A 21,291-nucleotide genomic window follows, 5' to 3' on the forward strand; every position below is an offset into this window, starting at 1 on the left:
CCGTACTCCGATCTCGGCGGGCCGCCGCGATCCGGAACCGGGGAGGCGCGGGCCCATAATGAGGTATGCCCGAGCCGGTCGCCAAGTTCGCCGTCACCGTCGACCTGGTCATCCTGACGGTACAGCGGGACGTCCTGCACGTGCTCACCGTGACCCGGGCCGTACCACCGTTCGAGGGGCGGGCGGCGCTCCCGGGCGGGTTCGTCCACCCGGACGAACCGCTTCCGGCGGCGGCGACCCGTGAACTGTCCGACGAGACCGGCCTACCCCACGACGCGGGGCACCTGGAACAGCTCGCCACATACGGCGAGCCCGGCCGCGACCCGCGCGGCAGGGTCATCACCGTCGCCTACCTCGCGCTGCTCGCCGACCCGCCGCAACCGGCGGGCTCCGCCGACTGGACCGCGACCGGGCCGCTGCTCGCCGACCCGGCGGCGTTGGCGTTCGACCACCACCGGATCCTCTCCGACGGGGTGGAGCGTGCCCGCGCGAAACTGGAGTACTCGTCGCTCGCGGCGCAGTTCTGCCCGCCGGAGTTCACCATCGCCCAGTTGCGGCGGATATACGAGACCGTGTGGGGGACCCGGTTGGACCCGAGGAACTTCCACCGGAAGGTGACCGGCACGCCCGGGTTCGTGGTCGCGACCGACCATCACACCAGCAGCGACCGGGGGCGACCCGCCCGGCTGTACCGGCGTGGCCCGGCCACCAGCCTGCACCCGCCGCTGCTGCGGCGCTGACGGCGTGTCGCATCCGTGCGGTTCTCGTGGCGGCGGCGGCTAACGTCACGGAACCGCGGTCCGTGACACCGGACCGCATCGACTCAGGAAGTTGCCGTGAACCAGCCGTATCCGTACCAGTCACCTCCGCCGGGTGGCGCGCCGTACCCGCCCGGGCCACCTCCCCCGCCGCCATCCGGCCAGGTACCCGGCGGCCCGCCGCCGATCACGCCACCGGGGGCTCCCGCCGCGAAACCGCCGCGAAACCACACCGGGATCATCATCGCGGTGATCGTCGTCGTCCTGCTCGGGGTGGCGGTGTGCGGCGGAGGTGCCTGGTACCTGTTCGGTGGCGGCGCCGAGACCATCGAGGACGCCACGACGCCGCAGCCGGAGTATCCGCAGGCGTACCAGGTCACGGCCCCGCCGTACGACGGCGCCGCCCTGACCGGCGAGGACCCCTCGGACGTGTGCGACCTCGTCGACACGGACCGGTTGGGGACGGTGATGCCGGTCGTGTCGGCCGCCCCGGACGGCTACTACGACTGCGCGGTCACGTTGAACCACGAGGCGACGTTCCCGGAGTCGGGGCATCAGGGGCAGTTCGGTGTGACCGTGGACGTCCACCCGGACGTCGCCACCGCCGACGCGGCGTTCTCGGCCGACCTCGACTACTGGGACGGCGAGGACCTGGGCACCGGTGAGTTCCAGACCGAGGCGGCGTTGCTGGTCGGCACGGAGACGGACTCCTCCCGTTGGGTGCACCTGGTCGTGCGGCAGGGGGCGCTGACGCTCTCGGTGCACTTCGAGGTCGAGGACAGGATCGACGGCGACACGCCGCCGGGCGTGCCATTGGACGTGTTGCGGAACATGGCGGTCGACACGGCCAACGAGGTGCTGAACGGCTTGAGGACGGGTTGACCCGCCGTCTCCCGTGGCCCCGGCTCCGGGGGCGCGGGAGACGGGCCGGTCGGTGCGCATCAAGGCCGGGTTCGCGGTGTGGGTCGGTGGGGTTCGGGTTCGCCGGTCGGCCGGGCGTGGCGTTCACGACGTGCGCGGTCCGTCCGCGTGACGAGCCCGGGCCGGCTGAGCCGTGCGTCGTCGGCGCCGACGGCCCGGGTTGCCCGACGCAGAGCACGGTGGAACGGGGGGCGCCGGGCACCGTGGGGCGACACTCGGCCGGGCGGGACGGGGCTCGGCAAGCACGGTGCGGTCCGTAATCCGGCGGGGCGGCGGGTGTGCCACGCGTGGGCAGCGATAGCCGGCGGGCTCGCCTGAAGCCCCGCTGAATAACCCGTTGACAGTCTCGTGACCTGACAGTCACACTTCGTCGTGAGGGTGGTCAGCCCCCGGTAAGGGGTGGGGCGTGGCCGGGCACGGAATCACCGGCCCTGGGCGTCGGCGCGGATCGGTTCCGTCGACGGCACGCCGATCGCGCGGGCACCGCCGCTGAACACCCCCGGCGGCCGGCACCTCGGCTCCCACATCCGGCGTGTCGTCCGATCGCACCGACCGGGCCCTTCACCTCTGACCCACGGCGTCGGGGGTCACGCCGCGGAGTCCACCGGACCGTTCCGGCTTCCGGCGGCCACCGAGATCACGTCGTCCAGGACGCCGCGCGCCCGTTCGAGTTCACCGATCATCCGGTCGATGCGTTCCCGCTCCGACGACAGTTCCTCCACCAGCCAGGGCGTCGCCGAGGCCGCCGGTCCGCCGTCGGCGTCCCGCATGCACGGTAGGATCTGCGCGATCTTGGCGCTGTTGAGTCCGGCGGCGTACAACTCCTGGATCCGGATGACCCGGTCGACGGCCGCCTCACGGTAGACGCGTTGCCCCCGGGGCGTCCGGTCCGAGACCAGGAGCCCCTGCTGTTCGTAGTACCGCAGCGACCGTTCACTCACTCCGGTCCGGCGGGCGAGTTCCCCGATGCGCATGGTCCGTCCCACTCCGACTTGCCTCTGACATTGGTGTCAGGTTCTACCGTACCGGCATGACGCATTCACCGTTGTCGACGCCTTACCGTCTCGGAGACCTCGTACTGCCGAACCGCGTCGTCATGGCCCCGATGACCCGCTACCGCGCCACCGAGGACGGTACGCCGCTGCCGATCGTCGCCGACTACTACGCGCAACGGGCGACCGCCGCGTTGATCGTCTCGGAGGGCATCTCCCCCAGCGCACGCGGCCAGTCCGACTGGCGGATCCCCGCGCTGGAGACCGACGCGCACGTCGCCGGTTGGCGCGCCGTGACCGACGCCGTCCACGCCGCGGGCGGCAGGATCTACGCGCAGCTCATGCACGGCGGCCGCAAGGGGCATCCGCTCGCGCGGGTCCTGGGCGACGTGCCTGCGGGTCCGTCGGCGGTACCGTCCCCGGACCCGGTGCGGACCCGCCACGGCGACAAGGCCGCCCCGATCACGCCCCGGGCGATGACCCGCGCCGACATCCGCCAGGCACTCGCCGACTACCACCACGCCGCCCGCAACGCCGTGGCCGCCGGTTTCGACGGTGTCGAACTACACGGCGCCAACAGTTACCTCGTCCACCAGTTCCTCGCCGACAACACGAACCTGCGCACCGACGAGTACGGGGCCCGCCGCGTCACCGACCGGATCCGGTTCGCCGTGGAGGCGGTCGAGGCGATCGCCGACGCGGTCGGCGCGCACCGCACCGCCGTCCGGCTGTCACCCGGCAACCCCCAGTTCGGCATGTCGGAGGCCGACCCGGCACCGGTGTACCGGGCGCTGGTGGACCGGCTCGACCGGTTCGGCCTGTCCTACCTCCACCTCACCGACGACGACGCCTACCCGGCGTTGCGCGACCTGCGGCCCCGGTGGAACGGCACGCTCATCGGGAACGTGGGAGAGAACCGCGAACCGACCACCCGGGCGGCCGGGGAGGCCGTCCTCGCGGAGGGGCTGGCCGACCTGGTGTCCTACGGACGGGCCTTCATCTCCAACCCCGACCTACCGGCCCGGTTCGCCGCCGACGCACCACTCCAGGAGATCGACTCCGCCCACCTGTACGGGCAGACGGCGACCGGTTACGTCGATTACCCGGCACTGAGCCCGGCGGCGGTCTTATCAGGGGTCACCGGGAGGCGGCGGTCTCGTGGACGGTCCGCCACGACCAGTCGCCTCCCGGCTCCCGGACCAGCACGGCGGTGACCCGCCGATGGTTGCCGCCCTCGCCGCGGTGATGGGTTTCCAGGAACCGCACCACCACCATCTCCGGCACCCGCGCCACCTCGTGGAGGTCCGAGATCTCGATGCGCATACCGGGGACGGCGTTGCGGGCCTCCCGCAGTTCCGCCAGCAGCGACTCCCGGTCGGTGACGGTGCCGTCGGGTCCCACCAGGGTGAAGTCGGGGTGTTGCGCGGCGGCGAACCGGGCGAACACCTCGGGTGCGGCTGGTGTACCCAGCCACGTCGCCAGGTCGTCGTGCAGTTCCCGGACCAGGGTGGCCAGTTCGTCCGAAGGGCTGGGCATCGGTTCTCCTCGATACGTGGCGGCGGTCGGGCCGGTGGGCGGGGTGTCGGCCGGCTTCCGCCACGCCCGGTCGGAGCGTAACCGGTGCCGAGCGGGCGGGGTGGTCCCGTCCGGTCTGCCCGGTGAATACTGGCGGCATGATGACCACCGACCCGGATTCCGTCACGGTACGGCCCGCGACCGTCGACGACGACGCGGCCCTGCTGGCCATCGAGAAGACGGCGTGGAACTCCGACTCCGGATTCCCGTCGATGCGCGACCCGGATCAGGTCGTGTTCTTCGACGCCGAGCGGCGTCCCGTGGACATCCACTTCGTCGCCGAACACGCCGGCCGGATCATCGGGTACATCCGCCTGGCACCCGCCGCGAACAATCCCGAGTCGGCGCACGTACTACTGATCCCCGGCCTGGCCGTCGATCCGGCGGCGCGTGGCCGGGGCGCCGCCCTGCGGCTTCTGGAGCACGTGGCCGAGGTCGCGGCGGCCCGGGGCGCCCGCAAGATCATGCTGTACGTGTTCGCCACCAACGACGCGGCGATACGCCTGTACCGGCGGGCCGGCTACGTCGAGGAGGGCAGGATGCGCGACCAGTTGTTCATCGACGGCCGCTACATCGACTCCCTCCTGATGGCGAAACACCTGGTGTGAACCGCGCGGTCGGCCGCCGCTAGAAGCAGCTCCAGTACATCCGGGTCTCCTCGAACCGCCGGGCGAGCAGGGCCTCCCGGTCGATCACCCAGTGCGAGTTCCCCATGTCGCCCCAGCCGACGCCGTTGTCGTCGGTGTCGATCTGCGCCAGCAGGACGGGCAGGTCCTCGTCGGTCTCCCCGTCCACCGCGACCCGCGCGGCGGCGGCCGCCGCGGAGGGCGCGAAGTCGGGGTCGTACTGGACGCCCTCGCCGTAGCCGCCGATCCGGTGCGTGCAGTACATCGGTCCCCCGTCGTCGGAGGGCAGCCACCGGCCGTCCAGGTATCGGTCGAGTCCGCCCCGGACATAGGGGTGGGTGCCGGAAGGGTGGCAGACCTCCACGTCGGCGGCCAGGTCCAGTCGCGGGTGGCTCTCCGCCCTCGAGCCGGGCGGCGGGGACGTGGACCGGGTCGGCGTGCCGGCGGGGATGTGCAGTACGGCGCAGTCCTGCAGGTCGTCGGGTTCGGCGAAGAACAGCAGGCGGCCGTCCGGCGGCAGCTCCAGATCGATCCGGGGCAACACGGCGAGGTCGACGCTCAGCAGGTGTTGGAAGGGCGTGTCGCCGCCCGGCCAGGGATGGTCCCCGGGGAGTTCGGGGTCGCCGCCGAGGTACCCGACGACGACGTCACCGGGTTCGGCGTCGCGTAGCCGCAAGCCGGTGGCGACGCGCGCCTCGCGCCGCCGGGCGATTCGGGCCGCCAGATGCCGTGAGGCGGAGTCGGCGACACGCTGCCACAGTTCTCGCCGGGGGTCCGGCCGTTCGGTCATCCGACGATTGTGCGCGCCATCCGCAACCGAGACCGGAACCCGTGCCTGCACACGGAAACGCCCCGGCCTGATCGGCCGGGGCGCTTCTCCCTGGTGGGGCTAGATGGAATCGAACCATCGACCTCAGAGTTATCAGCTCTGCGCTCTAACCGACTGAGCTATAGCCCCGGGGGATACTCGTGCAACGGTTGGAAACCTTACCCGACGCCGAAACCGCACCCACCGCGAGGGTGGTGGTTTCGGCGGTGCCGACGGGCACGCTCACCTCGGTGAGGATAGCCGTCGGAGGGCGGTCCGCGCATCCCGGTTACGCCGGGCACGACGCGGGGCGGGCACCACCCGGTGCCCGCCCCGCGTCACGTTCGGATGCGGTGTCAGTCCTTCTCGGCGAGGGTCAACTCGATGCCGCCGACCAGGTCCGCGCAGACGTTGTAGATGAACGCGCTGAGCGTGGACAACGCCGTGAACAACACCATGTTCACGAGGCCGAGCAGCGCCGACACCAGGATCACGCCCTTGGCGGTGAACTGGAACGACACGTCGCCCTCACCGCCGCCGGCCCCGATCAGCGACGCCAACAGCTCGTTGACGCTGTCGAACACGCCCATCGCGTCCAGTGCGATGTACAGGACGGTGGTCGCGACGATCATGACGATGAACAGGACCACCGACACCGCGAACGAGAACTTCATGACCGACCACGGGTCGATGCGTTTCACATGCAACCTGGCCCGGCGTGGACCCCGTCCCGCCGCGGCCGACACGGCGGCGCGTGCCGCCTTGACGGCCTCCGCCACCCGGGCGGGGCCCTGGGCGACGGGGGGCTGATCCACCGCGTCCGGGGACGTGGGTGGCGGAGCCATGCCCGGTGGGCGGGTGTAGGTCGCGTTCACCTCGGTGTCGTCCGTCGCGGGCGTGGTGCCCGCGACGGCGGCATGCCCGGAGGCCGACGCGCCACCAACCTGTGCCTCGGTCATAGTTTCAGTCCTGTTCGTCCGGTTCGTCGGCGCTACGCGCGATCGCTATCAGCGTCACGCCCTCTGGCAGGTCCATCAGTTTGACACCCATCGTGTTGCGATCGGTGGTCCGGCGCACCGGTTTCACCGGAGTCCGGATCACACCGCCCTCCGATGTGATAGCGAACAGTTCATCCTCAAGGCTCACCGAAAGCGCACCGATGAGGACACCCCGCCTCTCGGTTATCTTAGCGGTGAGGACCCCCTTACCGCCTCGTCCTTGCTGCGGATACTCCTCGATGGGTGTGCGCTTGGCGTATCCGCCGCTGGTGGCGACGAGGATGTCCATGCCCTCGCGTACGACCTCCATGGTCAGCAGCTCGTCGGACTCGGTGAACCGCATCCCGATGACACCGGAGGTGGCGCGTCCCATGGGCCGCAGCGACTCGTCGCTGGCGGGGAAGCGGATCGCCTGTGCCCGCTTGGAGACCAGCAGCAGGTCGTCCTCCTGGCTGATCAGGGCCGCCGCCACGAGCTCGTCGCCGTCGCGCAGGTTGATGCCGATGACGCCGCCGCTGCGCGCCGAGTCGAAGTCCGACAGCCTGGTCTTCTTGACGAGCCCGCGGCTGGTCGCCAGGACCAGGTACGGCGCGACGTCGTAGCCGCTGATCTGCATGATCTGGGCGATGTGCTCGTCCGGCTGGAACGCCAACAGGTTCGCGACGTGCTGGCCGCGCGCGGTACGACTGGCCTCGGGCAGCTCGTACGCCTTGGCCCGGTACACCCGGCCCTTGTTGGTGAAGAACAGGATCCAGTCGTGCGTGGAGCACACGAAGAAGTGGCTGACCAGGTCGTCCTGCTTGAGCCCGGCACCGGCGACGCCCTTGCCGCCGCGCCGCTGCGACCGGTACGAGTCGATCTTGGTGCGCTTGGCGTAGCCGCCGCGCGTGATCGTCACGACCACGTCCTCGCGGGCGATGAGGTCCTCCATGTTGACCTCGCCCTCGAACGGGACGATCTGGGTGCGACGCTCGTCGCCCCACTTGGCGACGACCGTGTTGAGTTCGTCCTTGACGATGGAGCGCTGCCGGTCGGGGCGGTCCAGGATGTCCTTCAGGTCGGCGATCTTGGTCTCGATCTCACCGAGTTCGTCGATGATCTTCTGGCGTTCCAGTGCCGCCAGCCGCCGCAGCTGCATGTCGAGGATCGCGGTCGCCTGGATCTCGTCGACGCTCAGCAGCCGCATCAGGCCGGACTTGGACTCCTCCGCCGACGGGGAGCGGCGGATCAGTGCGATGACCTCGTCGAGCTGGTCGAGGGCCTTGGCGAGACCGCGCAGGATGTGGGCGCGTTCCTCGGCCTTGCGCAACCGGAACCGGGTGCGCCGCTGGATGACCTCGATCTGGTGGGCGACGTAGTGCCGCACGAACTGGGCCAGGTTCAGGGTGCGGGGCACCCCGTCGACCAGGGCCAGCATGTTGGCGCCGAAGGTCTCCTGCAGCTGTGTGTGCTTGTAGAGGTTGTTCAGCACCACCTTGGCGACGGCGTCGCGTTTGAGCACCAGCATGAGGCGCATCCCGGTGCGCCCGGAGGACTCGTCGCGGATGTCGGCGATGCCGGAGATCCGCCCCTCCTTGATGTGTTCGGCGATCCGCTCGGCCAGGTTGTCGGGGTTGACCTGGTACGGCAGTTGCGACACGACGAGGCAGGTGCGGCCCTTGCGGTCCTCCTCGACCTCGATGACGGCGCGCATCCGCACCGAGCCGCGGCCGGTCCGGTAGGCGTCCTCGATGCCGGAGCGTCCGACGATGAGGGCGCCGGTCGGGAAGTCGGGACCCTGGACGAGCGTGATGAGCGCTTCGAGGGTCTCGTCCTCCGGGGCCTCCGGGTTGTCGAGGCACCAGTTGACCGCCGAGGCGACCTCCCGCAGGTTGTGCGGCGGGATCTTGGTCGCCATACCGACCGCGATGCCCTCGGAGCCGTTGATCAGCAGGTTCGGAATCCGGGACGGCAGGACGAGGGGCTCGGTGGTCTTGCCGTCGTAGTTGGGTCCGAAGTCGACACTGTCCTCGTCGATGTCGCGCAGCATCTCCATGGCCAGCGCGTCGAGACGGGACTCGGTGTACCGCATCGCGGCCGGCGCGTCGTTGCCGGCGGAACCGAAGTTGCCCTGTCCGTCGATGAGCGGGTAACGCAGCGACCACGGCTGCGCCATCCGGGCGAGGGTGTCGTAGATGGCGGAGTCGCCGTGCGGGTGGTACTGCCCCATGACGTCGCCGACGACGCGGGAGCACTTGACGTATCCCCGGTCGGGCCGGTAACCGCCGTCGTACATCCCGTAGAGGATCTTGCGGTGTACCGGTTTGAGGCCGTCGCGCACGTCGGGCAGGGCCCGGCCCACGATGACGCTCATGGCGTAGTCCAGATAGGACCGCTGCATGGCGATCTCGACGCCGACCGGCTCGATCCGCCCGCCCGACACCTCCGGAACGTCGAGGTCCGGTTGGTTGACTTCTGACACGGCTTACCTTTCCCCCGGAGACCGGGAATGACGTGTGACCATCGACGAACATCGGCCGCGCGGCCTAGATGTCAAGGAACCGAACGTCCCTGGCGTTGCGCTGGATGAACGATCGACGCGACGACACGTCCTCGCCCATGAGGACGCTGAAGAGCTCGTCGGCGGTTGCCGCGTCGTCGAGTGAAACCTGCAACAGCGCCCGCGTCGCGGGGTTCATCGTCGTCTCCCACAACTCGGTGTAGTTCATCTCGCCCAGACCCTTGTACCGCTGCACACCGTCGTACTTGCGGGGGTCGGGCTTGCCCTGGCTCATTCCCAGCTCGATCAGGCCGTCGCGTTCCCGGTCGGAGTACGCGTACTCGACGACGTCGCCCTTGCGGTTCCACTTGATCTTGTACAGCGGCGGCTGCGACAGGTACACGTGCCCCATCTCCACCAGCGGACGCATGAACCGGAACAGCAGCGTCAACAGCAGGGTGTTGATGTGCTGGCCGTCGACGTCGGCGTCGGCCATCAGGATGACCTTGTGGTACCGCAACTTCTCGATGTCGAAGTCGTCGTGGATGCCGGTGCCCAGCGCGGTGATGATCGCCTGGACCTCGTTGTTCTTCAGGACCTTGTCGATCCGGGCCTTCTCGACGTTGAGGATCTTGCCCCGGATCGGGAGGATCGCCTGGGTGCGGGGGTCGCGGCCCTGCTTCCCGGAGCCACCGGCGGAGTCGCCCTCCACGATGAACATCTCGGACTCGCGAGGGTCGGTGGACTGGCAGTCCGCCAGCTTGCCAGGCATCGACGACGTCTCCAGCAGGCTCTTGCGGCGGGCGAGCTTGCGGGCCTGCGCGGCGGCCTTGCGGGCCTGCGCGGCGGCGGACGCCTTCTGGATGATCGTCTTGGCCTCGGTCGGGTTGCGGTCGAACCAGTCGACCAGCCACTCGTTGCACACCTTCTGGACGAAGCTCTTGACCTCGGTGTTGCCGAGTTTGGTCTTCGTCTGGCCCTCGAACTGCGGTTCGGTGAGTTTCACCGACACGATGGCCGCCAGGCCCTCGCGGATGTCGTCACCCGACAGCCGGTCGTCGCCCTTGAGGAGCTTGCGGTCGGCGCCGTACCGGTTGACGCAGGTCGTCAACGCGGCCCGGAAACCCTCCTCGTGGGTGCCGCCCTCGTGGGTGTTGATCGCGTTGGCGAAGGTGTAGACGCTCTCGCCGTAGGACTCGTTCCACTGCATCGCGACCTCGACGGACATGCCGGTGTCCTCGGCCTCGAACATGACGACCGACTTGTGGAGCGCGTTCTTGGTCGCGTTGAGGTGCCGGACGAAGTCGGCGATGCCCTCCTCGTACTGGAAGACGACCTCGCGGGGCTTGGAGTCCTCCTCGGCCTCGGCGCGGGGACGCTCGTCACGCAGCACGATCTTGAGGCCCTTGTTCAGGAACGCGTACTCCTGGAGCCGGCGGTAGATCGTCTCGAAGTTGTAGACGGTGGTCTCGAAGATCGTGTCGTCGGGCCAGAAACTCACCGAGGAACCCGTGCGGTCGGTGGCCTCGCCCTTCTCCAGTTGCCCGGGAACGGCGTTCTTGTACTGCTGCCGCCACACCGAACCCGACTTGTGGATCTCCACCTCCAGCCGGGTACTGAGCGCGTTCACCACCGACACGCCGACGCCGTGGAGACCACCGGAGACCGCGTAGGACTTGCTGTCGAACTTGCCGCCGGCGTGGAGGACGGTCAACGCCACCTCGACACCCGGCTTCTTCAGCTTGGGGTGCAGGTCGACCGGGAAGCCGCGGCCGTTGTCGATCACCCGGATGCCGTTGTCGGCCAGGATGGTGACGTCGATGGTGTCGCAGTATCCGGCCAGCGCCTCGTCCACGGCGTTGTCGACGACCTCCCACACGAGGTGGTGGAGGCCGCGTTCCCCCGTCGAGCCGATGTACATACCGGGACGCTTGCGGACCGCCTCCAACCCCTCCAGGACGGTCAGCGACCCGGCGTTGTAATCCTGCTGCTGTTTCGCCGCCACCAAGTACTCCCTTGTGTTCACCTATGAGCTGTGGGCCACATCACCGCCGGGCGCTGTGAGCGAATCACCGCGTCCGCCGCAGATGCGACTCGTCCAATCTTACTTGGGCCGTCCGACAACAAGGCACAGCGCGCCCCTTGACTCGCCAGTGAGCGACCGAAAACCGACCGACGTACCCCCCTGCGCGGGTCAAGGCCGGAAATCCGTCATCGCCAGTCGTCGCGCGACCCACCGAACCGGACCCGCCGGGGACCCGACACGTACGACGGCTGCGACGGCCCCTGCACCCTGATCCGGTCGACGACCCCGGGCCCCACCTCACCGGCCAGCCTGGCCAGCATCTGGGCCTTGAACAGCCGCAGTTGCGTCGCCCACGCCGAGGACTCCGCCTCCACGATCAGCTCACCGTCCTGGCACGCGACCGGGCGGCAGTGCGCCGCCACCTCCTGCCCCACCAGCTCGGGCCACCGCGCGAACAGGCCGGCGTGCGCGGCGGGCCGCCGCCACCCCCGGTCCTTCACCAGCTTGCCCAGCACGTCACCGAGCAGCTGCGGGTCACGGTCGTCCGGTCCCGGACCCGACCAGCCGCCGCGCCTGCGCCGCCGAGGACGCCGAGACGACTCATACGACACGGTTCACCTCCCCGTCACAGATGTCGAACCGGCCACCCGTCATCGCGGCCGGGACGTCCTCGGCGACCGCACACGTCACCAACACCTGTGGGGCGTGCGTCACCATGGCCGCCAGTCGTTCCCGCCGGTCGGTGTCGAGCTCGGCGAACACGTCGTCGAGGATCAACACCGGCGACACCGCCTCGGCCCGCAGCAGCTCGGCCGCGCCCAGCCGCAACGCCAACGCGTACGACCAGGACTCGCCGTGACTGGCGTAACCCTTCGCGGGCAGGTCACCGAGCCGCAACAGCAGGTCGTCGCGGTGCGGACCGACCAGCGTGGTACCTCGTTCGGTCTCACGGGCCCTGGCCGCCGCCAGCGCCGCCGCCAACCGGGCCGTCAACAGGTCCCGGTCGGGACTCAACGGTTCCGCGTCGGCCCACGCCGCCTGATACGTCATCTGCGGCCGGCCACGACCGGCACTGACCGCGTCGTACGCCTTCACCACGTACGGCGACAGGCTCTCCAGCAACGCCAACCGGCCCGCCAGCAGGTCCGCGCCGTGTTGCGCCAGGTGCCGGTCCCAGATGTCGAGGGTGTGCAGGTCGGTGTTGCCCCGCCCACCGGTCTTCCTCGCCAGGTAGGCGGTACGCAGCAGGGTGTTGCGTTGCCTGACCACCCGCTCGTAGTCGGCGCGGACCCCCGCGAACCGGGGATGCCGCGCGATCAGGAGTTCGTCCAGCATGCGGCGCCGCTGCTCCGGCTCACCCCGCACCAGGCTCAGATCCTCCGGCGCGAACACGACCGCCTTGAGGACCCCGATCAGGTCCCGGGCGCGCGGCAGCGGGCTGCGGTTGAGCCTCGCCCGGTTCGACTTCCCGGGTTGGATCGTCAGATCGGCGCGCAACTCACGGCCCTCGTGACCGATCGCGGCCCGGATCACCGCCGACTCCGCGCCGTGCCTCACCAGCGGCGCGTCACCCGCGACCCGGTGGCTGGCACCGGTGGCGAGGTACCCCACCGACTCCACCAGGTTCGTCTTGCCGTGCCCGTTGGGACCCACCAGGACACTCGGCCCCTCCGGGAACGTCACGTCCACCTGGGACCAGGACCGGAAGTCCGTCAACTGCAGTCGGCGCACATGCATCGCGATGACCCGCCTTCCGTCCGGTCGACTCGTGCCGCGGAACCGCCCGACGGGCGGGTTCAGGCGGGCGTCTCCCGGTTCTTCACCGCGTGCCCGCCGAACTGGTTGCGCAACGCCGCCACCGCCTTCATGGTCGGCGAATCGTCCTGCCGGGACGCGAACCGCGCGTACAGCGACGCCGCGATCGCGGGGGTGGGAACCGCCAGTCGGATCGACTCCTCGACGGTCCAACGGCCCTCACCGGAGTCGGGGGCGTAACCGGCGATGCGGTCCAGGTTCGGGTCCTCGTCGAGCGCCCGGTCCAACAGGTCCAACAGCCAGGAGCGCACAACGGTACCCTCCCGCCACGACTTGAAGACCGCGGGGACGTCGGTGACGAACTCGCTGGCCGCGAGCAGCTCGTACCCCTCGGCGTACGCCTGCATCAGGCCGTACTCGATGCCGTTGTGCACCATCTTCGCGTAGTGGCCCGCACCGACACCGCCCGCGTGCACGAAGCCGTACTCACCCGGCGGCTTCAGCGAGTCGAAGATCGGCATGAGACGTTCCACGTGGGCGTCCTCACCGCCGACCATCAACGCGTAGCCGTTCTCCGCGCCCCACACGCCGCCCGAGACACCGACGTCGACGTAGCCGACACCGTGCGCGGCCAGCATCGCCGCGTGCTCGGCGTCGTCACTGAACCGGGAGTTCCCGCCGTCGACGACGACGTCCCCCTCCGACAGCAGGTCACCCAGGGCCGCGACCGTCTGCCGGGTCGGGTCACCCGAGGGCACCATCACCCACACCGCGCGGGGCGCCGCCAACCGCGACACGAGGTCGGCCAGGTCGGCGGCGTCACTGAGGCCGGGGTCCGTGTCGTATCCGACGACGTCGTGTCCGGCGGCGCGCAACCTGGTGCGCATGTTGCCGCCCATCTTGCCCAGGCCGATGATGCCGAGCTGCATCGAGGTCTCCTCCCGAGGAGTGGGGTCAGCTGTCGAAACGCAGCGGCTGGAGCATGTACCGGTAGCCGCCGTAGTCGTTGGTGTCGTCCTCGGAGAGCCTGCCACCGGTCAACACGACCGGCTTACCCGGCTGGGTGAACGAGAACACCGCCTGCGGTGCGGAGATCGCCGACAGGCCGTCCAGCAGGTACTGGGGGTTGAACGCGACCTTCATCGGTTCACCGTCGTACTGGCAGTCCAGGCCCTCGGACGCCTTCGCGTCCTCCGCGCCCCCGGCCTCCACGACCAGGCCGTCGCTGTCGAAACTCAACCGCAGCTGCGAGTTGCGTTCGGCGACCAGCGACACCCGGCGCGCCACCGCGCCCAGTTCCGCCGCGGCCACCCGCAGCTCCGCCGCGAACGTCGCCGGCAGCAGGGACCGCAGTGGCGGCAGTTGACCGTCCAGCACCCGGCTCGTGGTGCGGCGTCCGGCCGCGGCGAACCCGACCATGCCGACGCCGCCGGCCGACGCGTCCGGGACCGCGATCGTGACGTCGCCGCCCCGCGCGCCGAGCGCCTTCGCGGTGTCCGAGAGCGCCTTGGCGGGGATGAGCGTCGTGACCTCCAGGTCACCGTCGTCGGGCCGCCAGTCGAGGTCCTTGATCGCCATCCGGTACCGGTCGGTCGCCAGCAGCGACAGGCCGCTGGGGGTCAGTTCGATCTGGACACCGGTCATCGTGGGGAGCGTGTCGTCCTTGCCGGCGGCGACGGCGGTCTGCGCGACGGCGGCGGCGAAGGCGGCGGCGTCGACGGTCCCGACCGCGCCGGGCATGTCCGGCAGCGCCGGGTAATCCTCGACCGGCATCGTGGGGAGCGTGAACCGGGCACTTCCGCAGGTCAGCTCCACGTGGCTGCCCTCGGCGGCGATGTCGACGGGCTTGGCGGGCAACGCCTTGACGATCTCGGCCAGCAGCTTGCCCGAGACCAGGGCGGATCCGGACGAGTCGGCGGACACGTCGAGCGTCACCTGGCTGGAGACCTCGTAGTCGAAACCGGAGATCGTCAACCGGCCGTCGGTGATCGACAGCAGAGCTCCGGCGAGTACCGGGACCGACGGCCGCACCGGCAGGCTCTTGGCGGTCCATGCGACGGCGTCGGCCAACGCGTCGCGATCGACTCGAAGCTTCATGGGTCTTACTCCTTCGCGTGCCCCTCGATGAAAGCACCATGCTGCCACGTCCCGGTAGGCCGGGTGTCACCGATCTGGCATGGAACGGCCACTCGCGCCGACGATCCGAAAACCCGTGAGCGGCCGCCGATCCGATCGGCGCGGGTTTTCCACATCGTCATTAATAGATTTTTTCCCCTATAGGTAAATACCGTAGTCGTATTGAGTCCTGTGGAAACTGTGGAAAACCGACGTATTCACAGCTCAACACGGTCGGGTGGCTGTGGATTTCATGTGGATGAAACTGTGGAAAAACCCGGAGTTATCCACAGTTCCACAGCCGGGGCCGAGTTATCCACATTCGTCCACAGGACTGTCCACAGGTTATACACAGGTTTTCCACAGCACCTGTGGACGAACCGGAATGGTTTTCCACACGATATCCACACCGTTCTCCACAGATTTCGGCCGGTTATGCACAGGTTACCCACAGGTTTATCCACACCTCCTGTGGAAAACCGAAGCCGCCCACGGCCTCTCCACGGGCCCGCGACGGCGTCCCCGGCGCCGTCCACAGCCCGGAAATCACCCTTTCGGGCCATACCCCACCCGCCGAACGACCACCGCTGGAAACACCGAACGCGCCGCGTCCACCGACACGGCGCGCCCTCGTCACGGACCGGCGGGCCCGGAGTTCAGTCCCCCTGCAACTTCAACCGGTTCGTCAACTCCGCGATCTGGTTGTACAACGACCGCTTCTCCGCCATCTGTTTACGGATCTTGCGATCCGCGTGCATCACCGTCGTGTGGTCCCTGCCCCCGAAGGCCTGACCGATCCTGGGAAGCGACAGGTCCGTCAACTCCCGGCACAGGTACATCGCGACCTGCCTCGCGTTCACCAACACCCGGGACCGCGAATGCCCCCGCAGATCGGTGTCACTGACCCCGAAGTACTCCGCCGTCGCGGTCATGATGTCCTCGGCGGTGACGTCCGGGCTCTCCCCCTCCGGAATGAAGTCCTGCAACACCTCCTGCGCCAGCGCCAGGTCCACCGGCTTACGGGTCAGGCTCGCGTACGCCGTCACCCGGATCAGCGCGCCCTCCAACTCCCGGATCGAATGGTTGATCCGCGACGCGATGAACTCCAACGCGTCCGGAGGCGCGGCCAACCGCTCCTGCGCCGCCTTCTTCTGAAGGATCGCGATCCGGGTCTCCAGGTCCGGCGGCTGCACGTCCGCCAACAGACCCCACTCGAAGCGGGTCCGCAACCGGTCCTCCAGCGTCGACAACTGCCTCGGTGAACGGTCGGACGTGATCACCAACTGCTTGTTCGCGTTGTGCAGCGTGTTGAAGGTGTGGAAGAACTCCTCCTGCGTACGCTCCGCCCGCTCCAGGAACTGGATGTCGTCGATCAACAGGATGTCCACGTCGCGGTAACGCCGCTGGAACGCCTGCCGCTTGTCGTCGCGCAACGAGTTGATGAAGTCGTTCGTGAACTCCTCCGTCGACACGTACCGCACCGTGTTGGCGTTACCGAGGTTCTGCGCGTAATGCCCGATCGCGTGCAACAGGTGCGTCTTCCCCAGACCCGACGCGCCGTAGATGAACAGCGGGTTGTACGCCTTCGCGGGCGACTCCGCCACCGCCACCGCCGCGGCGTGCGCGAACCGGTTCGACGAACCGATCACGAAGGTGTCGAAGCTGTACTTCGGGTTCAACCGGCTCGCCTGCGCCACCGGCGGCGTCGCCTGCCGGGGCTCGCTCCGGAACACCCCGGTACGTTCCGGAGCCGGATCGGCCGCCGGCGGAGGCGGCACCATCGGTGCCGCGGAGCGCGGCGCCGGCGGCGTCGCCCGAGGCCCCGGCCCCAGCACCGAGGTGTCGAACAACGGCGGCGGCAACCCCGCCGACCGCGACGACGACCGGGACGCCTCCTGCCGCGCGGGCGGCGCCGGAGGAGCCGGTTCGGGCTCCGGATAGCGCGGGGCGGCCGCCTGCCGCGGCGGCGTCGGAGCCGCGGGCTCCGCCGAGGCACGCACGGTGACCGCGATCTGTACCGACCGGCCGAGACGACGCGTGAGGGCATCCGTTAGCATCGGCCGCAACCGAGACTCGAACGCTTCACGGGCGAACTGGTGGGGTGCGGCGATGATCACAGTGTCTTCGAACAATCCCAGCGGCTGAGTCACCGCCAACCACGCCCGCTGCTGGCCCGAGAGGGATTCATCGCCAAGCTCCGCGGTCATGGCCGCCCATGCCGTGTGGAGTTCGTCCTGACTCACCGCTGACCCCTCATCCTTCGCGGAACGTTGTCCACAGGTTATCCACAGGCCGCCCGCCCGCTGCGTGTGCGGTGGTCCCAACTGTGATCTTGATGAGCCCCGACCTATCTGACCTGTGGATTCACGCCTGGAAACCGGTCCGGCGACCGCCCGCCGACGCTCCGGGAAACGCCCGGCGAGCTGCGCCGACACCCGGTTATCCACAGGGCCTGTGGATAACCGGGCGGTTGTCCACAGGGCGGTGACCTGCCGTTCGGCCCTCACCTGCCGGATTCTCCCGAGGTGACGGCCGGTACGATCGCGAGGTTGTCCATTGGCGGGCTGCTAGCCTGGGTGGGCGGCACCGAACGCCACAACAACCCTTATCAACGTGGAGAGCACTCGTGAGCAAGCGCACCTTTCAGCCCAACAACCGCCGTCGCGCAAAGACCCACGGTTTCCGGCTGCGCATGCGCACCCGCGCCGGCCGCGCCATCGTCGCCGCCCGCCGCCGTCGCGGCCGTGCCCGCCTGACCGCTTAATCCGGGCCCCACGGGACATCCGGTGTTGCCGGCAGCCGCTCGGGTCCGGCGCAGCGCCGACTTCTCGGCGGTGCTCAGACACGGCCGCCGCGCCAGGCGCGGCGGCGTCGTCGTGCACGCCGGACGCCGAGCCGACCCTCACCCCACGGGTGCACGGGTCGGCTTCGTCGTCAGCAAGGCCGTCGGCGGCGCGGTCACCAGGAACCTGGTCAAACGGCGCCTGCGGCACCTGGCCGCACAGCACCTCCCCGACTGGCCCGCCGACACCGACTTCGTGGTCCGCGCGCTGCCCGACGCCGCCACGGCCGGGTACGACCGACTGGACGACGACCTCACCGCGGCGGTCGCCGCGACACTCCGGCGGCGGCAGTGACCCCGACGGCCCGGATCCTGACGTGGCCCATCGTCGCGTACCGTCGATGGATCAGCCCCGCACTACCGGACCGTTGCCGGTTCCATCCCACCTGTAGCGCCTATGCCGTGGAGGCGCTACAGACGCACGGCGCCGCCCGCGGCGCATGGTTGACCCTGAAGAGACTGGGACGGTGCCAGCCGTTCCACCCGGGTGGATTCGATCCGGTCCCCACGGCACCTGATCGACCTTGAGAGAGCGCAGATGACTGAAACGACCGGAGTCGGCCGGTGAACCTCAACTGGATCTACACCGCCATCTCGTGGCTGCTGCTTCGATGGCACGAGCTGTGGGGGCAGGTGGTCCCCGAAGACGCGGTACTCGGTACGAACTGGTCCTGGGTGCTGGCGATCGTGTTCCTCGTCATCACCATCCGGGTGATCCTCTTCCCGCTGTTCATCAAGCAGATCAAGTCGCAGCGGGCGATGCAGGCGCTCGCGCCGCAGCTCAAGGAACTCCAGAACAAGTACAAGAACGACCGCGAGACGCTGCAGCGCGAGATGGTCGAGCTGTACCGCAAGGAGAAGGCCAACCCGCTGATGGGTTGCCTCCCGCTGCTGCTCCAGGCGCCCGTGTTCATCGGACTCCTCCACGTCCTGCGACGCATCAACCCCGACAACGTCTACGAGCCCAACTGGACGCTGTACGGCTGGACCACCGACCAGTGGTTCAGCGCGCTGGGCTCCCACGTGTTCGGCGCGCCCATCTGGGGCACCTTCACCACCAGCGCCTCGCAGCTCGCCGGCACCGGCAGCGACCCCCTCACCGTCAAGGTGGTGTCCGGGATCCTGGTCATCGTCATGACCGCGACCACCTTCCTCACCACCCGGCAGATGATCCTCAAGACCGGTTGGAACCCCGACCCGCAGCAGCGGATGATCCAGAAGGTGATGCTCTACGGCATCCCCGTGATGCTGCTGTTCTCCGGTGTCATCTTCCCGATCGGCGTCATCGTCTACTGGGTCATCAACAACGCGTTCTCGCTCGGCCAGCAGATCTGGGTGCTGCGCAAGTACCCGCCGCCGCAGAACATCACCGGCGCGAACCTTCCGGCGAAGAAGACCGCCAAGCCGGGCAGCAAGAAGCACGCCCAGGAGCTGAAGGAAAAGCAGGAACGGGCCAAGGCACTGGCGCCGAAGGTGGGCGCCAAGCCAACCAACCGAAAGAAGGGGGGTGCCACGCGTGGCGCCAGTAAGTGAAGCCGAAACCCCGGCTCCGGCCGCCGACGACGTCACCGAGGACGAACTGTTCGCCGAGAGTGAGATCGCGGCCGACTACCTTGAGGGTTTCCTCGACATCATCGACAGCGACGGTGACATCGACGAACTGGTCGTGGGGGACCGGCCGGTCGTGGAGATCGTCGGAGGCGGTCTCGGAAAGCTCATCGGCACCAACGGCGCGACCATGGAGGCGTTGCAGGAGCTCGCCCGGCTGGCGATCTACCGCAAGACCGGCGAACACAGCCGCCTCATGCTCGACGTCGGCGGATACCGCGCGAACCGTCGCAAGGAACTGACCGCGCTCGCGGAACGGACGGCCTCCAAGGTCCTCGACACCGGCAGGCTGGTGCGCCTGGAGAGCATGAGCGCCTTCGAGCGCAAGTGCGTCCACGACGTCATCAACGCCACCGACGGCGTCGAGAGCGAGTCCGAGGGCAGCGAACCCAACCGCCGAATCGTGGTCCGACCGACCTCGTGATGACAGAAGACGCAAACACGGCGGGACCCTCCGGTGTGGAGGGTCCCGCCGTTTCACGTGACACCGCCGCCCCCGCCGAACCCGCGGCCGAACTGACCGGCCAACCCGAGGGCGTCCGCGCCGCCGCGGCGGAACTCTTCGGCGCCCGCCTCGACACCGCCGTCGCCTACGCCGGGCTGCTCGCCACCGACGGCGTGGTCCGTGGACTCATCGGCCCACGAGAGGTGCCCCGGCTCTGGGAGCGCCACCTGCTCAACTGCGCCGCCCTCACCGAACTCGTCCCCGCCGACTCCGACGTCCTCGACATCGGGTCCGGGGCCGGACTCCCCGGCATCCCGCTCGCCGTCGCCCGCCCCGACCTGTGGGTGACGCTCGTCGAACCGATGGAACGCCGGACCGCGTTCCTCACCGAGACCGTCGAACGACTCGGACTCGACAACGTCGAAGTGCTGCGGTCCCGCGCCGAATCGGTCTCCCCCAAGGGAAAGGCCGACGTGGTGACCTCCCGTGCGGTGGCGGCGCTCCCCAAACTCGCCGGCTGGTGTCTCCCGCTCGCCCGCCGGGGCGGACTGGTCCTGGCGATCAAGGGATCGTCCGCGCCACAGGAGGTGGAGGACTACGTCGCGCAACGCCGCTCCCGGAGGGCCGAGCAACCGGCCGTGGTCCGGTGCGGCGAGAAGCTGCTGGACGTTCCGACGACCGTGATCCGGCTCCGCCGTCCGTGACGGCCGGCCCGGCCGTGTATTACCGCCGTGGGCGCGATCGCGCCCACGGCGTTCGTGTTCTCACCGGCGGCGAGTGTCGCCGGGTGGAGTGCGGGTTCGGCGGTGTCCTGCGGTGTTTCGGTCCTCCGGGGTGACACGCGGCGTCCGGGGACACGTGGTGACGGTGGTCTTCGCCGGAACCCGCGACGCCGGACTCGATGCCGAGATGCGGGGCGTGGGGTGCGTGTGCGGCATGTGCCTCGACTCGTTGTGGCCGTGGGTCCTCGATCAGCCTCGGGCTCCTGCGTCCGTCACCGACGGCGGCGTCCACTTCGCGGTGGGCGGCGGTTCCCTTTCTGGAATGCCTTCCGTGCCGAAGGGATGGGGACGGCACGGGTCGGCCGGCCGGTACGCGGCCGGGCTGGTCGCCCGGCTTCCGACGGCGTCCGGCCCGGATCGGCACAGGCGGGCCTCTGTGGCAGTGTGGTGCCGATGCCCGCCCGCCGTCACCGGCCTTCGGTCGGCCCGGCGCGGCGGCTTCCCACCCGGGCGACGTCGACGGGGCCTCGAAGGAACGGGGGCCGGGCGAGGGGGACGGCCGGCCGGCCGAGAGAGATGACGCCCCGATCGATCTCGGGGGCCGCCACTCCTCCTCCCCAT

The 21,291-nt window shown here is 69.4% G+C and carries 20 protein-coding genes, 1 tRNA gene and 1 pseudogene; 10 read left to right on the forward strand and 12 right to left on the reverse strand.

Features of this window, described 5'->3' with window-relative positions:
• The first annotated feature begins 65 nt into the window (after nt 1-65).
• Both LX16_RS10970 and LX16_RS10980 read left to right on the forward strand, forming a co-directional pair.
• Nucleotides 66-740 carry an NUDIX hydrolase gene (locus LX16_RS10970; protein ID WP_147137653.1) on the forward strand — a complete coding sequence of 225 codons (675 nt, stop codon included), beginning with the start codon at nt 66-68 and terminating at the stop codon, nt 738-740.
• Nucleotides 741-836: 96 nt separating this feature from the next.
• Nucleotides 837-1,640, forward strand: a complete 804-nt coding sequence (locus tag LX16_RS10980; RefSeq protein WP_158645561.1) for a hypothetical protein — start codon at nt 837-839, stop codon at nt 1,638-1,640.
• A 626-nt stretch (nt 1,641-2,266) separates the two neighbouring features.
• Here the strand turns inward: LX16_RS10980 and LX16_RS10985 are convergent.
• Nucleotides 2,267-2,653 (reverse strand): MerR family transcriptional regulator, encoded by a 387-nt coding sequence (locus LX16_RS10985; protein ID WP_147140674.1) that lies wholly within the window; start codon nt 2,651-2,653, stop codon nt 2,267-2,269.
• Between the two features lie 56 nt (nt 2,654-2,709).
• Here LX16_RS10985 and LX16_RS10990 point away from each other — a divergent pair, with 56 nt between their 5' ends.
• Nucleotides 2,710-3,885 (forward strand): alkene reductase, encoded by a 1,176-nt coding sequence (locus tag LX16_RS10990; RefSeq protein WP_147137664.1) that lies wholly within the window; start codon nt 2,710-2,712, stop codon nt 3,883-3,885.
• On the opposite strand, the gene LX16_RS10995 is transcribed toward LX16_RS10990, so the two are convergent.
• Nucleotides 3,809-4,207, reverse strand: coding sequence for a DUF4440 domain-containing protein (locus LX16_RS10995; protein WP_147137667.1), 399 nt, complete (start codon nt 4,205-4,207; stop codon nt 3,809-3,811). The genes LX16_RS10990 and LX16_RS10995 overlap by 77 nt on opposite strands.
• 137 nt (nt 4,208-4,344) lie before the next feature.
• On the opposite strand from LX16_RS10995, the gene LX16_RS11000 reads away from it, so the two are divergent.
• Entirely contained in the window at nt 4,345-4,854 is a 510-nt protein-coding gene (locus LX16_RS11000) for a GNAT family N-acetyltransferase (protein WP_147137671.1), read from the forward strand.
• Nucleotides 4,855-4,873: 19 nt separating this feature from the next.
• Here the strand turns inward: LX16_RS11000 and LX16_RS11005 are convergent, their stop codons facing one another.
• From LX16_RS11005 to dnaA, 10 genes and pseudogenes are all read right to left on the reverse strand, one after another.
• Entirely contained in the window at nt 4,874-5,662 is a 789-nt protein-coding gene (locus LX16_RS11005) for a DUF1963 domain-containing protein (protein ID WP_147137674.1), read from the reverse strand.
• Nucleotides 5,663-5,753: 91 nt separating this feature from the next.
• Nucleotides 5,754-5,830 (reverse strand) — tRNA-Ile (locus LX16_RS11010).
• 206 nt (nt 5,831-6,036) lie between these two features.
• Nucleotides 6,037-6,528: pseudogene (locus tag LX16_RS11015) on the reverse strand (DUF3566 domain-containing protein); the annotation flags it as partial.
• Nucleotides 6,529-6,643: 115 nt separating this feature from the next.
• Nucleotides 6,644-9,058 carry a DNA gyrase subunit A gene (gene gyrA, locus LX16_RS11020; RefSeq protein ID WP_345740766.1) on the reverse strand — a complete coding sequence of 805 codons (2,415 nt, stop codon included), beginning with the start codon at nt 9,056-9,058 and terminating at the stop codon, nt 6,644-6,646.
• Nucleotides 9,059-9,203: 145 nt separating this feature from the next.
• Entirely contained in the window at nt 9,204-11,162 is a 1,959-nt protein-coding gene (gene gyrB / locus LX16_RS11025; protein WP_147137683.1) for a DNA topoisomerase (ATP-hydrolyzing) subunit B, read from the reverse strand.
• A gap of 206 nt (nt 11,163-11,368) precedes the next feature.
• The gene (locus LX16_RS11030; protein ID WP_147137686.1) at nt 11,369-11,794 is read right to left on the reverse strand and encodes a DciA family protein; all 426 of its coding nucleotides are present in this window, start codon (nt 11,792-11,794) and stop codon (nt 11,369-11,371) included.
• On the reverse strand, nt 11,784-12,920 hold the full coding sequence (gene recF / locus LX16_RS11035) for a DNA replication/repair protein RecF (RefSeq protein WP_147137689.1): 1,137 nt from the start codon (nt 12,918-12,920) through the stop codon (nt 11,784-11,786). Before recF ends, LX16_RS11030 begins: the two co-directional genes overlap by 11 nt.
• A gap of 59 nt (nt 12,921-12,979) precedes the next feature.
• Entirely contained in the window at nt 12,980-13,867 is an 888-nt protein-coding gene (gene gnd, locus LX16_RS11040) for a phosphogluconate dehydrogenase (NAD(+)-dependent, decarboxylating) (RefSeq protein WP_147137692.1), read from the reverse strand.
• Nucleotides 13,868-13,892: 25 nt separating this feature from the next.
• The gene (gene dnaN / locus LX16_RS11045) at nt 13,893-15,035 is read right to left on the reverse strand and encodes a DNA polymerase III subunit beta (protein WP_147137695.1); all 1,143 of its coding nucleotides are present in this window, start codon (nt 15,033-15,035) and stop codon (nt 13,893-13,895) included.
• Between the two features lie 674 nt (nt 15,036-15,709).
• A complete protein-coding gene (gene dnaA, locus LX16_RS11050) occupies nt 15,710-17,260 on the reverse strand; it encodes a chromosomal replication initiator protein DnaA (RefSeq protein ID WP_147140676.1) in 1,551 nt (516 codons plus the stop codon).
• Between the two features lie 419 nt (nt 17,261-17,679).
• On the opposite strand from dnaA, the gene rpmH reads away from it, so the two are divergent.
• From rpmH to rsmG, 6 genes are read left to right on the forward strand one after another with little or no spacing between them, the layout of a single operon-like run.
• Nucleotides 17,680-17,817 (forward strand): 50S ribosomal protein L34, encoded by a 138-nt coding sequence (rpmH, locus tag LX16_RS11055; RefSeq protein WP_142039993.1) that lies wholly within the window; start codon nt 17,680-17,682, stop codon nt 17,815-17,817.
• Between the two features lie 22 nt (nt 17,818-17,839).
• Complete coding sequence (rnpA, locus tag LX16_RS27090; RefSeq protein WP_147137698.1) at nt 17,840-18,190, forward strand: ribonuclease P protein component; 351 nt, start codon at nt 17,840-17,842, stop codon at nt 18,188-18,190.
• Nucleotides 18,187-18,423: a membrane protein insertion efficiency factor YidD gene (gene yidD, locus LX16_RS11065; protein WP_211354452.1), complete on the forward strand. Its 237-nt coding sequence runs from the start codon at nt 18,187-18,189 to the stop codon at nt 18,421-18,423. The genes rnpA and yidD overlap by 4 nt, the downstream gene beginning before the upstream one ends.
• A 36-nt stretch (nt 18,424-18,459) precedes the next feature.
• Nucleotides 18,460-19,428 (forward strand): membrane protein insertase YidC, encoded by a 969-nt coding sequence (gene yidC, locus LX16_RS11070; RefSeq protein ID WP_147137701.1) that lies wholly within the window; start codon nt 18,460-18,462, stop codon nt 19,426-19,428.
• Nucleotides 19,412-19,927, forward strand: coding sequence for a Jag family protein (locus LX16_RS11075; RefSeq protein WP_147137704.1), 516 nt, complete (start codon nt 19,412-19,414; stop codon nt 19,925-19,927). Before yidC ends, LX16_RS11075 begins: the two co-directional genes overlap by 17 nt.
• The gene (gene rsmG, locus LX16_RS11080; RefSeq protein ID WP_147137707.1) at nt 19,927-20,652 is read left to right on the forward strand and encodes a 16S rRNA (guanine(527)-N(7))-methyltransferase RsmG; all 726 of its coding nucleotides are present in this window, start codon (nt 19,927-19,929) and stop codon (nt 20,650-20,652) included. The genes LX16_RS11075 and rsmG overlap by 1 nt, the downstream gene beginning before the upstream one ends.
• Nucleotides 20,653-21,291 lie beyond the last annotated feature (639 nt).

It is taken from the genome of Stackebrandtia albiflava (assembly GCF_007994225.1).
Classification (GTDB): Bacteria; Actinomycetota; Actinomycetes; order Mycobacteriales; family Micromonosporaceae; genus Stackebrandtia; species Stackebrandtia albiflava.

Excerpts from the sequence above, each read along its gene's own strand:
- LX16_RS10970 (WP_147137653.1), top strand. The coding sequence starts at position 66 with ATGCCCGAGCCGGTCGCCAAGTTCGCCGTCACCGTCGACCTGGTCATC.
- LX16_RS10985 (WP_147140674.1), bottom strand. The coding sequence starts at position 2,653 with ATGCGCATCGGGGAACTCGCCCGCCGGACCGGAGTGAGTGAACGGTCG.
- LX16_RS10990 (WP_147137664.1), top strand. The coding sequence starts at position 2,710 with ATGACGCATTCACCGTTGTCGACGCCTTACCGTCTCGGAGACCTCGTA.
- LX16_RS10995 (WP_147137667.1), bottom strand. The coding sequence starts at position 4,207 with ATGCCCAGCCCTTCGGACGAACTGGCCACCCTGGTCCGGGAACTGCAC.
- LX16_RS11000 (WP_147137671.1), top strand. The coding sequence starts at position 4,345 with ATGATGACCACCGACCCGGATTCCGTCACGGTACGGCCCGCGACCGTC.
- LX16_RS11005 (WP_147137674.1), bottom strand. The coding sequence starts at position 5,662 with ATGACCGAACGGCCGGACCCCCGGCGAGAACTGTGGCAGCGTGTCGCC.
- gyrA (WP_345740766.1), bottom strand. The coding sequence starts at position 9,058 with ATGCAGCGGTCCTATCTGGACTACGCCATGAGCGTCATCGTGGGCCGG.
- recF (WP_147137689.1), bottom strand. The coding sequence starts at position 12,920 with ATGCATGTGCGCCGACTGCAGTTGACGGACTTCCGGTCCTGGTCCCAG.
- gnd (WP_147137692.1), bottom strand. The coding sequence starts at position 13,867 with ATGCAGCTCGGCATCATCGGCCTGGGCAAGATGGGCGGCAACATGCGC.
- dnaN (WP_147137695.1), bottom strand. The coding sequence starts at position 15,035 with ATGAAGCTTCGAGTCGATCGCGACGCGTTGGCCGACGCCGTCGCATGG.
- dnaA (WP_147140676.1), bottom strand. The coding sequence starts at position 17,260 with ATGACCGCGGAGCTTGGCGATGAATCCCTCTCGGGCCAGCAGCGGGCG.
- rsmG (WP_147137707.1), top strand. The coding sequence starts at position 19,927 with ATGACAGAAGACGCAAACACGGCGGGACCCTCCGGTGTGGAGGGTCCC.